We start from the raw sequence: 13,159 nt of genomic DNA on the forward strand, positions 1-13,159 counted from the left end.
TGCGTTAGCGGCGCCGAGCCCTACCCTGTTCATGGTATCGCGATTCCGCGCCAAACCGGCGAACCCTGCAACCGACGATTTGGGGCAGGGCAGTAGAGTATGGCGACCTTCATTGTCGGCAATCTGAACGACAGCGGCGTGGGGTCGCTGCGTGCGGCGATCGATGCCTCCAATGCCGGGCCAGCCGGCGAGGCCAACACCATCTCGTTCACGGTCTCGGGCACGATCGTGCTGTCGAGCAACCTGTCGGCGATCACCAACCCGACATCGATCATCTCCGGCAGCACCGACACCGGCACGCCGCCCAGCATCGGCCTCGACTGCAACGGACATGCCGGCCTGGTGTTCGACACGGGCTCGCAGGGCTCGCAGCTCATGGGCCTGGCGGTGGGCAACGCCACCGGCGCCGGCGTCACGCTGGTTGCCGGCAACGTCATCCTGAACAACAACTACATCGGCCTGGCGCTCGACGGCAGCGCGGCCGGCAACTCGGGCGACGGCGTGTTCGTCGCCGCGACCTCGTCGGGCAACCAGATCGGCTACAACCCCGAGGCCGCGACGCTAGCCGCCAACGGCAACCCCGCGACCGGCGTCGTCTCCAACGTCATCTCGGCCAACGGCGGCAACGGCATCAGCCTGCACGGCTCGGCCGACAACATCATCGTCTCGAACCACATCGGCACCAGCGTCGACGGCACCAGCGCCATGGCCAACGGCGCCAACGGCATCTGGGTGACCGACGGCTCCAACGGCAACACGATCGGCGGCACCGTCGTCGGCAACGATGCCGGCGGCAATCCCAACGACCCGACCGGCAACAAGGGCACGCAGCCCGAGGTCTTCGTGACGCCGCCGCTCGGCAACCAGATCTCGGGCAACAGCCAGAACGGCGTGCTGATCGACGCCAATTCGCAGAACAACGTCCTCTACGGCAACTTCATCGGCACGACCGCCGACGGCGATGCCGCCCTGGGCAACACGCTCGATGGCGTGCGCATCGACAACGCCGACTTCAACTCGCTGCACGGCTGCACGGTCGTCGACGAGCCGTTCGTCTACTACAACGTCGTCAGCGGCAACGGCGCCAACGGCATCCACGTCACCGATTCCGACCACGTGACGATCCGCGCCAACTTCGCCGGCATCGGCGCCGACAACCAGACCATCGTCGCCAACGGCAATGACGGCGTGCTGATCGACGGCTCGTCGGTCAACACCCAGGTCGGCGGCGTCATCCCGCTCGGCAACGTGATCTCGGGCAACGCCAACAACGGCATCGAGGTCGCCGACACCGCGAGCGGCTTCAGCACGCTCAACACCTTCGGCGGCACGCTCGCCTTCGCCGGCATTGCTCCGAACGGCAACAACGGCGTCCTCATCACCTCGACGGGCGGCAACCAGACCGTCCAGACCAATGTGCTGTCGGGCAACCTGAACAACGGCCTGGAAATCTCGGGCGATGCCTGGGGCGTCACCGTCGTGCCCAACATCCTGGGCCTCAACACGCGCGGCAACAGCGCCTTCGATTTCGGCGACGACTTCGCCAACGGCAACAACGGCATCCTGATCAGCGGCACCGCCCACGACAACGTGATCGGCGGCACCGGCGTGAATGCCAGCGATTCGGTGATCCGCCAGAACACGATCTCGAACAACGGCGCCTACGGCATCGCCATCACCGACCAGGCGTACAACAACGTGGTCGGCCAGAGCGCGATCGGCACGGACATCCAGGAAGCCGCCGCGATCGGCAACGGCGCGGGCGGCGTGCTGGTCAGCAGCACCGGCAGCGGCAACGTCGTCGGCACCGCCTACACCGGCTTCTCGCCATTGCCGGCGCCGGCCGCGCGCTACAACGTCATCAGCGGCAATGACGGGCCGGGCGTCGAGCTCGACTCCGGCACCCACTACAACGCCGTCATCAACAACTGGATCGGGCTCGACGTCCGCGGCGAGGTCTCGCTGCCCAACACCGGGCTGCCCGTCGACAATGCCGGTGTCGACAACCTGGTCTACGGCAACATCTATAGCGGGCCGGTGCCCGTGGAATCGCCGACCGCCCAGCTCGAGCTGCTGTATGTCGGCTGGTATGGACGGGCTGCCGATCCGACGGGCTTCGCAGACAAGATGGAAGATCTGCTGACGCTCATCCTGGGTGGCCAGCCGCTCGCCTCTGCAATCCTCTCGGTATCGGAAGACTTCGCCACCTCGCCCGAGGAAGCAGCCTACGCCGAGCTCGCCGCGCTCGTGACGCCGACCGTGCCGACAGCGGAGCAGCTGGCGCTGGCCGACAGCTTCATCGACCAGACCTTCCTGAACCTGTTCGACCGCGCGGCGACCACGGCCGAGAAGCTGTCCTGGTCGACCGCCTTCTTCGGCGGCCTCACCTCCTTCTCCGCCCTGGTCTACGAGATCGCCACGAACGCGACCGGCGACGACATCGCGGCGATGAACGCCAAGATCCAGGCGGCATCGTACTTCACACAGGCGTTCGAGTCGGAGGTCAGGGCGCCGACGGTGGCGGAGATGCAGGCCTCCGTCGACAACGTCAACGACGCCACGACGCTCTACGATTCGCAAGCGGTCACCAACGCGCTGGTCGGCGAGAGCCACAACCAGGTCGACTACCAGACGATCCTGTCGCCGCTCAACTTCATCACCGGCATCCGCGCTCACTACGACGGCGCCGTCATCCTGACCGGCAGCCAGGGCACCAGCGGCTCGACGGCGACGACACCCTTCCTCTACCAGGGTCCGCTCAACGACACGTCCGCCGGAACGCTGCACCTGCTGACGCCGACCTTCGCCGGCCAGACCTTCACGACCGGGCAGTTCTACGGACCCGACACGTCGATCTTCACGCCGTCGATCGGGCTCGGCAACGTCCGTGCGGTCGGCACCTACCAGTACAGCGAAAGCCCGCCGGGCGTCGTCAATCACGGCATGATCTACGAGGGACCGCTGGACGGCAGCGGCACCTGGACACAGATCGACGTCCCGGGGAACGGCGTCAACGTCACCGACGGCATCGTCCTCGGCACCGTCGGCGAGACCATCCCGCACAGCGTGCAAGGCGACCTGGTGGTCGGCAACTACGACATCTCCGGCCAGCCCGGCACCGGCAACGGCTTCATCTACAACATGGCCACCGGCCAATACACGCTGTTCGAGATCAACGGCAGCCTGACGGACCTGACGTCGGTCTACGGCATCTGGCAACACGGTGTCGGCAGCACCGTCTACACCATCGCGGGCGGCGCCAAGGACGGCGGCGGCGTCAACTCGGCCTTCCTGATCAACTACGATTCGTCGAACGGCGCGTTCTCCGACCTCGCCTTCTTCAACGCCTTCAACCAGCCGGGCGTCATCACGCATTTCGAGAACATCTCGGGCGTCCCCGGCGGCTTCAACCTGGTGGCGACGACCGACGACGGGCCGGCCTTCGTCTTCGTGCCGATAAATGCCGACGGCAGCTTCGGCGAGGCGGTCTGGACGGCCGGCGACCTGCCGGGCAGCAACCTGATGACGGGCAACATTGCCTATCAGAACGTGTTCGGCGGCATCTACAACACCGACGCGGGCAACGGCGTCGGCAGCTACCTCGGCGTCGTCGACCAGTCCTACGTCAACGCCGACGGCGGGCTGGTCATGCCCGTCGGCTCGTTCAACTTCGCCTATGCGCTGTCGGTGGCGGCCAGCACCGGTGACATCATCACGGGCTCGACGACCGCCGGCAATGTGCTGGGCGGCTCGATCGGCAACGACGAGATCACCGGCACGCAGAGCACGACGGCTGCCGACACGATCTTCACCGGCGGCGGCGCCGACCTCATCACCCTGGCGGCCGCCAATGCCGCGCACAGCCGCGTCGAGCTGTTCGCCGCCAACGGCCTGCTGAGCGCCCAAGCCGTGACGCCGGGCGAGACGGTCCACGCCATCGAAGGCAGCATCGTCAACGCCCAAGACATCCCGCAGCTCGGCTGGTGGGGCCAGGCGACGGGCCAGTTCGGCGGTCCGGTTTCCGACGCCTCGACCAATGGCGGGCTGGGCACCGGCACCAGCCAGGACATGTCGACGGTCGTGAACTTCACGACGGGCAGCTCGAGCAGCGCGATCGACATGATCGACATCTCGCTCGACGCCTTCAGCGACCTGCTGCGCTCGGCCGACGGCAACGACGCGCAGCTGGGCACCGCGATCTTCAGCAACATGGTCGGGCTCGGCGGCACGATCACCGGGGCCGACGCCAACGTGATCCTCATCACCAGCAATGTCGGCTTCGCCAACGCCGCCGACCTCGCCGCCCAGCTGCTGGCCAATCCCATCACCTTCGCCAGCGCGCAGACCGACCAATTCAACCACTATATCGTCGCCTACCAGGATTTCGGCGGCGACGTGCGCATCGCCGACATGAACATCCATGCCAACGGCTTGACGTCGTTCACGACGACGGCCGGCGGCTCGACGTTGGCGATCTCCGACATGGCCGAGCTCAGCGGCGTGTCGCTCACTTCCCTGCAGTCAGGGAACATCAATTTCGTGAGCAACGACGAGATCGCCCATTCGAGATATCTCGACTTCACCGGCTACGGCATCACCAACGCCTCGACGGTCGTCGAGGCCTACGGCCTCGACCAGGCCAACGTGCAGGTCGCGACCACCGCCGGCATCAACGTCGCCATCGTCCTCGACCGCGTAACCGACCCGACGTCGCTCCTGTCGCAGAGCTGGGGCGTACGGCAGCAGACGCTGGCCCAGCTCGAGAACGCCGGCACGCTGTGGGACACCTACGGCGCCGACCAGGCGCAGTACAATGCCGTCGTCGCCGAGCTGACGGGAGCCGGCCTCACCGTGCTGAACGGCAACACGGCCAACGGCAACTACGTGTCGTCGGCGGAATCGCGCACGATCTGGGTGTCGATCGACACGCCGGCGCAGTTCCAAGACCTGTTCGGCAAGACGCTGTACGTCAACAACGAGAGCGGCAACAACTTCCTGTTCTGGAACGGCAACCTGTCGCTGCCGTCGGAATGGAACGTCCAGGGGCTGTGGTTCGACACCGAAAACAGCCCGCCGCCGTCGAACATGGCGCCTGGCAGCTCGGTGACCCTGAACCAGGGGCCACAGGGCATCGGCAACACGACCGCGTCCGTGCCCAACATGGCGCCGCAGGACATCGCTGCGCTCTACAATTTCCCGTTGGTCGGGCAAGACGTGGCCACGGGCACGATCGCCCTGATCGAGCCGGGCATCGGCAATGCCGTGCGAGACATAGCAACCTACGGCACGTTCGATCAGCGGCTGGCGGCTTACCTCCAGTCGATCGGCCAGACAGGAACCGGCTCGGTCTATGTCCAGGGCCAGAACGGCCAGGACTACGCGTACGGCGATCCGAACGAGCGCTCGCAGGACGTCGGCACCGTGGCCGCCGTCAATCCCAACAGCAACATCGGGCTCTACGTCGGCTCGGGCTACAACGGCAACGCCGACGCCTCGACGTTCACGGCGCTGCAGAGCGCCATCTGGGACACCACCAACAACCCCGGCGTCATCTCCAATTCGTTCGGCGACGACCAGAGCATGTCGCCGGATTCGCCCTTCTACCAGGCTTACTGGCAGCTCTACATCGACGCCGCGTTGCGTAATCAGACGGTGTTCTCGGCGCTGGGCGACGGCGGCTCGGGCAACGAGACCGGCAACGGCCTGACCAACGTCGAGATCAACCTCACCAGCCCCTATGCGGTGCTGGTCGGCGGCACCTCGCTCTCGACCCTGTCGACGGCTCAAGCCGATCCGACGCTGTCTTCCATCGTCGCATCGGCGCTGGCAGACGATCCCGCCACGCTCTGGCAACTCATGGCCGGCGGCCTGACCAGCCTGCCGGACAACGTGAGCGCGCTGCAGGCTTTCGTCGAGACCGTGTGGAACACCTATCAGGTCAACGGCGCTACCATCGGCACCTCCAGTAGTTTCTGGGGCGGCTACCTGCAGAACACGACGACATCGGGTGGCGTCGATCCGACGCAGCCGGCGCCCTGGTACCAGACGGCCTATGGCCTGAACCCGATGACCAGCGATCCGCTGGCCGAGACCGGCCGCGGCGTGCCCGACGTCTCCGCCAATGCCGGCGGCAACCTGCAATACCTGGTTCCGAACGGCGACTTGACCGAGAACACCGGCCAGATCGGGACCAGTTCGGCCGCGCCGTTCTGGGCGGCGCTGACGGTCCAATTCAATGCGATCTTCGCCGACCAGGAGCTGCCACAGCTCGGCTACATGACCGACCTGCTCTACATCGCCTCGGCAATCGCGCCGGCGGCCTTCAACGACGTCACGATGGGCGGCAACATGTCGTCGTTCACCACGGGCGGCTCCTACAGCACGCTGAACTCGGACGGGACCAGCTACATCAACGTAACGCCGACGGGCTACGGTTACTATGCCGGGCCGGGATACGATCTCGTTTCCGGCCTCGGCAGCCCCAACGGCCTGTTGCTGGCGCGGACGCTCACCACGATCGCTCATTCGGAGATGTCGTACTCCAGCAGCCCGGAGATGCTCGACGCCGACGGCAACGGCTGGACCAGCGGCACCGACCAGAGCCTGCTGTTCCAGGTCATGTCTGGATCGGCAGCGAATGTCGGCCTCGACCTCGGCTCCGAGATCCTGTCGTTTACCAGCATCGCGTCCGGCACCTATTCCTGGACGAACCGGGTGGCGCAGCAGTCGATGCAGGACGATTTCGATCCCAACCTCGTGCGCATGTTCGACAAGTACGGCCATGGCGCGGTGGTCCAGTCGATGGTCTCACAAGGCGAGAACGTCGGGGTGACGATCAACGCCGCGACGGCCGACGCCATCCAGGGCGCGCTCAGCAGCCCCTTCGGTTTCGCCGACTTCGTGACCGACAGCGGCGTCGTGCGCGTCGCCCGGCCGGTGGCGGTGGCCGAGACGGTGGACGGACTCGACGACCAGACGGCGATCGTGCGGGTGCGCCAGAACGGCCAGGACAGCCTGTCGGTGAGCTTCTACCGCGTCGACGATCTGTCGGGCTCGATCAATGGCCTGCAGGCGGGACAGGCCGGCTACGAACAGGCGGCGCAGGTCCGCGCCTACCAGATCGCCGGCGTCGGCACGTCGCTGAACGGTCCGGGCTACGGCAACTACAGCCAGGCGGCGTTGCTCAATGTCGATTCCGGCGACCTGGTCGCCATGAAGCTGGTCGACCAGACCACCAACAGCACCTACTGGGCGTTCGCGCAGGGCAACGAGAAGGTGTCGGGCCAGTCGGTCGGGCATCTGTGGAACTACGGCCTGAACACCTGGGGCTGGGAAGACATGAAGAACGGCGGCGATCGCGACTTCAACGACCTGATCGTCCAGTTCGACTTCACCAGCGCCTATGGCAATCACTGGCTGATGTAGTTCGTCGATCGGCCGCCTGATGGGAAGGTGAGCCGAAGGGCCGGAGGGGTCATGGGCAATGGGGTGTGGGAGCCCATGCCCCCTCCGCCCGCTTCGCAGGCGTCGCTCTAACGCCTGCCGCCGCGCCAGGCCGATGGGCTGATGCAGTCATGCGCGTGGACGCCGAGGCCGTCGAACCACGCCTGCCACTCCGGCAGCAGGTAGCGCAGTGAATAGGTACTGTAGGCCCATGCCATGCCGGACCGGACCAAGGTCCCGCCGATGTCCTCGCCGGCTGCCCGGCAGACGGCGACGGTGCGCTGGTATCTGTCGGTCGTGACGCGCCGGCATTCGATCGGCCGCGCGGTGACGATCGCCGCCAAGGCGCGGCGCGCCTCCTCGCCGGCAGGCCAGCCACCGCAGTTCTGCCTGAGCTCCGGTGCATCGATGCCGTGCAGGCGGATCGACTGACCGGCTATCCTCAAGGTATCGCCGTCGACCACCGACTGGCCATCCAGCACCCGACCCGACACGATCAGCGGCCCAGGGAACAGCCACGGCTCCACCGCCTGCCAGAGGGCGAGAGCAACCGCCACGCCTGCCAGGGCAACGATGCGCAGCGCCGGTCGGCGCCACCACCGCGCCCTCACACGATGCAGCCGTAATGCGCCGACGACACCAGCCGCACGTACTTGTGATGGACCGAGCCCGGCCGCACGCGCGTCGCATCGGGCGCCGTCCAGCTGGCCATGCGCCGGGCGATCTCGGCGTCCGGCACGTCGAGATCGAGCGTGCGCTTCTTGGGGTCGATCACGATGGCGTCGCCGTCGCGCACCGCGGCGATCGGGCCGCCCTTCGACGCCTCGGGCGAGATGTGGCCGATCAGGATGCCGTGGCTGACGCCCGAAAAGCGGCCGTCGGTGATCAGCGCCACGTCCTCGCCCAGGCCGCGGCCCTGCAGCTGGATCGTCAGCATCACCATCTCTGGCATGCCCGGGCCGCCGACCGGCCCGACATTGCGCACCACGACGACGTTGCCCTTGACGATCTCGCCGGCGCGGATCGCCTTCATGGCGTTGGCCTCGGAGTCGAACACGCGCGCCGTGCCGCGGAACACGCCCTTCTCCAGGGTCTTGCCGGAGAGCTTCAGGAGACAGCTCTCGGGCGCGAGATTGCCCTTCAACACGCTGATATGGTTGTTGGCCGGCGCGATCGGATCCTTGACCGGGCGGACGATGTCCTGTTGGCCGAGCTTGTCGAGCGTCGGCACGTCGGCAAGGTTCTCGGCGAGCGTCTTGCCGGTGACGGTCATGACATCGCCATGCAGGAACCCGGCCTGCAGAAGCTCCTTCATCACGATCGGCACGCCGCCGATCGCATGCAGGCTGGTCATGGCATAGGGGCCATGGGGCTGCAGGTTGGCGAGCAGCGGAACCTTCTCGCCGATCGCCTGGATGCGCTCGATGCCGATCGGCACCTGGGCCTCGCGAGCGATCGCCAGCAGGTGCAGGTACATGTTGGTCGAGCCGCCCATGGCATAGACCGTCGTGATCGCGTTCTCGAAGGCGCGTTCGGTCATGATGTCGCGCGGACGGATGCCCTGCTCCATCAGCCGGTAGAGAGCGTCGACCGAGGCGCGGGCCTGTGCCGCCACGTCCTCGTGGATGCCGCCGGCGGCGCCGCGATCGGCCGGATGCGAGGCGCCGTGCGGCAGCATCATGCCAATCGCCTCGGCGATGGTGCTCATGGTGTTGGCGGTGAACATGGCGCCGCAGGTACCGCTGCCCGGCAACACGTTGCGCTCGAGCGCGTCGAACTCCTCGGCGGTGATGCGGCCGGCCTCGCGCGCGGCGCGGCCCTCGGCCCAGTCCATGATGGTGAGGTTGGTGCCCTTCCTGGCCCACGGACCGAAGTCGACCCTGCCCGGCGAGCTGGTGCCCGGATAGAGCACCAGGCCGAAGGCATTGGTGCGCGCCAGCGGCATCAGGGCGGCAGCGCCGGTCTTGTCGCAGCCCGAGATCACAATCATCGCGTCGCCGTGATGGGCGTAGTGGCCGATCTCGAAGCAGTCGGCGGCGACGTCGCGCGACACCAGGCTGTAGCCCGCCGTCGGCGTGCCTTGCGTGAGGGCGTCGGACACGGCCGGCGCGCCGACCACCAGGCCCTGCCCGCCGCGCGCGGCGATCAGGTCGACCAGCAGGTCGGTGATGGCGCGCACGCGGTTGTTGCAGCGGTGGGCATTGGTCCAGGCGCTGGCGATGGTGACGATGGCGGTGGCCTGGGCGGCGCGGTCGGGATCGAAGCCCGCCGCGCGGACTTCGACTCGTGATTTCTTCCAGTAGGTGCTGCTGTCCTGTGTCATGCCGGCAGGTTAGCCCGGCATGATCACCACGTCATGCGGACGCCGGCGGTGATGGCATGCGCGCTGTCCTGGGCCGAGATGTCGCCCTCGTAGCGGAGATAGATCGACGTCGCGTCGGCGATCGCCGTGTTGGCCGAAAGACCGATGACGACGCCATCGCGCTGCGGCGAGATGCCGAAAGTCGTAAAGGGCATCGCCGGCGCGCCGGCCAGGGTCGCCGCCACCGGACGGGCGACATCGGCGTATTCATGGCTCCAGCCCAGGCGAAGCTGCATCGCAAGCTTCTCGCGCCAGCCGAGGTCCATCGACCCGCCAAGCTGCGCGCCGATGACGGACCGCAGCGAGTTGGTCTGCTGCTGGGCGATCGACAGGTTCAACGACTGTGCCCCGGTCTCGGTGAAGGCGTTCTGGTTCCCCGTGTAGGCCTGCAGGCGCGCGAACGGCGTCACGAAGGCGTTGGCATTGGTGCCGAGGTCGAAGCGATAGCCGGTCTCGAGCTGGCCGTACCACTGATTGGCGCCGGTCTTGCCGTAAGCGGTACGCGGCTGCAGCCCGGGAATGGCGATGTTCCGCCACATCTGGTTCTGGGTGTAGGCGTAGCCGATCAGGCCGTCGGCATAGACCTTGTCCTGGGCGAAGCCGCCGTAGAGTCCGACCTGGAAGGTATTGGACCGGCCGAGGCCATCGAAGCCGCTGACCCATTGCGTGCCGGTGCTGTAACCGGCCGTCACGCCCATGCGGAAGTTGTCGGTGATCAGTCGGTCCAGACCCGCGGCGAAGCCACCGGCGTTGTAGGTGACGGTGCCGACGGACTGGCCGGCGCCGATGGTGCCGAGACCACCCAACGCACCGCCCCAGGCGCCCCACTTCGGTGGCGTGGTGCTGTCGCAAGCCACGTCGCACGCCTCGGCCAGGGCCACGCGATTGGACATGGGTGAACCACCACCGCCGGTCTGGTTGGCGAAGTTGTTCATGAAGAGCTGCATGCCCTGGACCATCGAGGTCGAGAAGCCCGCGTAGTTGTTGCCCGAGAGTGCAGTGAGGACAGGGGGAATTTGAGATGCGTTCAGTTGAGACAAGGTGACGAGCACATTTCCAAAATCTCCGGCGGCTGTCCCAGCCGCTCCATCGAGCGCTGCGCCCACAGCGCCCTGGGTTGCTGTCTGAGCCGCCGCAGCAAATCCACCGACCTGGAGGGTGAGATAGACATTGTTAGAATCGTAACTGAGGGTCGGAATGAGAAATTGTGAGCCACCCGTTACTGATGAATAGGCGCCGTTTACGCCGCCAGCGGCAGTAAGCAACGTATAAACAGTTCGCGGTCCGTACGTGCCGGGCTGCATCACCACCTGCACGGTTCCGCCATTGATTGTGGCGCTCGCCCCAACATTGATCCTATCGCCCTGCCCCGATGAACTAACCTCGGCCTGATAGGTCCCTCCGTTCTGGACGAATGTCCCGTTCACAGTCAGCGTACCTATCGAACTGCCCGGCATGATGGAGCCAGCGTTGGCTGTCAGGCCACCTACTGCACCATTGCCGCTCAGGCTTCCCGCGTTCATGACGACGGCGCCTGCCAAGCTACCACCTACGACAAGGCCGCCTGCATTCACGATCGTAGGCCCAGTGAAAGTACTATTACCCGTCAACGTGAGCGTCGTACCGCCGAGCTTGATCAGCCCGCCTGTTCCCGAGATCGTCGAGCCTAATGTGGCATCGACGGCACCGCTCGTCGTGAGCGTGCCACTGCCAAGGGAAATCGCGCCCCCGGCCCCGGAAATGGCAGCGAAAGTCTGGCTATTGCCGTTCAAGTCAAAGCTTCCCCCATTGACTGTGAGCGTACTGGAAGCTGAGAGGGATGCGCCGGGTGCGAGCTGCAATACGCCTCCATTGACAACGGTCCCACCGCTGAAATTGCTCGCGCTCCCCAGGATCAGCGTGCCGGCGCCGTTCTTTGTCAAAGCGCCGGTACCGCTCATTCCCCGCAGTATGCTGAGATTGAAATTGTTGGTGTCTATCGTACCGCCGCCGATCCCGAGGCTTACGGTCCGCAAATTCGAGAGACTAAAGCTGCCGCCCAATTGAAGCGTGCCGCCTTGGAATGCGAGACTTCCGGTTGCCGCGCCCAGATTGTTGTCAGCAGAAACAACCAACGAGCCGGCGTTCAACGAAGTGCCCCCGGCATAGCTGTTTGTGCCAGTCAATGTCAGGCTGCCCGTTCCGATCTTCGTCAGCGAGCCGTTTCCGCCAATATTGCCGGACATCGTGATGGCATTGCCGTTGGAGTCGAACGTGCCGCCGCCAGTGTTTAACGTGATCGACCGCGACGAATTCACATTTCCGTTGAATTGGAGTGTGCCACCGTCGAAGGCAAGTGGTCCGCCGGATCCACCCAGGTTCGCATCTCTTGAAATGGCGAGCGTGCCACCATCGATGGCGGTGCCATTGTCGTAGGTGTTGGTGCCGTTCAGGGTGAGCATCCCCGTACCAACCTTGACAAGTGAGCCGCCGCTACCGGAGATGACGCCGTTCACGACAGTCGACAGGTTGTTGCCGCCGACTGTGAGCATCTTGTTGCCGAGCACGAAGGATCCGGCCCCCTGGATTGAGCCGACATTTGTACCACTCGAGCTAAGGCCGGAAATGTCGAGCGTCGTGCCGCGCTCAAGGATGAAGCGCGCATCCCCTCCCGACGCTGCATTCTGCAGCACAATTCTGTCACCTATCGCAGCTGTCTGAAACGTCTGGATATTGGCCGAGTTGTTGACGACTCCGGCACCATTCAGGTTCAGCGTTGCGAATAGTGTAAAGAATTCGTAGGCCGGAGCGGCACTGCTGAAGGCGATCGTTCCGACGGTAGCACTGGTATCAACTGCCACAAGTGTCTTGACGCTGTTGCCGAAAGTCGCAACGCTGGTGGGAACCGTTGGGGGCGCCCAATTACCCGAATCGGTGAATCGATTGCCGACGGGATTGAAAAGCCAAGTTGCATCTTGTGCGGCGGCCCGTGTCGTCATCGACAGCAACGACAAAGCCAACCAGAAGAGCAACAGGCCTTGCTTTGGTGCGGAAGGCCGTGACCCGCGACTCACAATCATGATCGCCGATGCTATCTGAATGGAAGTGAATTCTCATCCAGAAATTCTACTCGCGAGGGCCGGTGAAAATCCTGGCCGCTGGTACCGGCATAGGGATCATGTTTTGCGGGACCACTCGCACAGCGACGCGGTGTCATGACGCCGTCATGATCACCACGTCATGCGGACACCGGCGGTGATGGCATGCGCACTGTCCTGGGCCGAGATGTCGCCCTCGTAGCGGAGATAGATCGACGTCGCGTCGGCGACCGCCGTGTTGGCCGACAGGCCAATGACGACGCCGTCGCGCTGCGGA

At 65.4% G+C, this 13,159-nt stretch carries 4 protein-coding genes; 1 reads left to right on the forward strand and 3 read right to left on the reverse strand.

The features are described 5' to 3' along the window. Nucleotides 1-99 precede the first annotated feature (99 nt). Nucleotides 100-7,425, forward strand: coding sequence for a DUF4114 domain-containing protein (locus tag RSO01_RS35910; protein ID WP_147155422.1), 7,326 nt, complete (start codon nucleotides 100-102; stop codon nucleotides 7,423-7,425). A gap of 107 nt (nucleotides 7,426-7,532) precedes the next feature. Here RSO01_RS35910 and RSO01_RS35915 read toward each other — a convergent pair whose 3' ends face one another. The 3 genes from RSO01_RS35915 to RSO01_RS35925 are packed head-to-tail and all read right to left on the reverse strand — an operon-like array spanning nucleotide 7,533 to nucleotide 12,816. Next, complete coding sequence (locus RSO01_RS35915) at nucleotides 7,533-8,054, reverse strand: thermonuclease family protein (protein ID WP_170303615.1); 522 nt, start codon at nucleotides 8,052-8,054, stop codon at nucleotides 7,533-7,535. Beyond that, a complete protein-coding gene (locus RSO01_RS35920) occupies nucleotides 8,051-9,766 on the reverse strand; it encodes a dihydroxy-acid dehydratase domain-containing protein (RefSeq protein WP_147155423.1) in 1,716 nt (571 codons plus the stop codon). The genes RSO01_RS35915 and RSO01_RS35920 overlap by 4 nt, the downstream gene beginning before the upstream one ends. Before the next feature lie 23 nt (nucleotides 9,767-9,789). Next, nucleotides 9,790-12,816, reverse strand: a complete 3,027-nt coding sequence (locus tag RSO01_RS35925; protein WP_170303616.1) for an autotransporter outer membrane beta-barrel domain-containing protein — start codon at nucleotides 12,814-12,816, stop codon at nucleotides 9,790-9,792. Nucleotides 12,817-13,159 lie beyond the last annotated feature (343 nt).

This window comes from Reyranella soli, assembly GCF_007992495.1.
Taxonomy (GTDB): domain Bacteria; phylum Pseudomonadota; class Alphaproteobacteria; order Reyranellales; family Reyranellaceae; genus Reyranella; species Reyranella soli.

Excerpts from the sequence above, each read along its gene's own strand:
- RSO01_RS35910 (WP_147155422.1), top strand. The coding sequence starts at position 100 with ATGGCGACCTTCATTGTCGGCAATCTGAACGACAGCGGCGTGGGGTCG.
- RSO01_RS35920 (WP_147155423.1), bottom strand. The coding sequence starts at position 9,766 with ATGACACAGGACAGCAGCACCTACTGGAAGAAATCACGAGTCGAAGTC.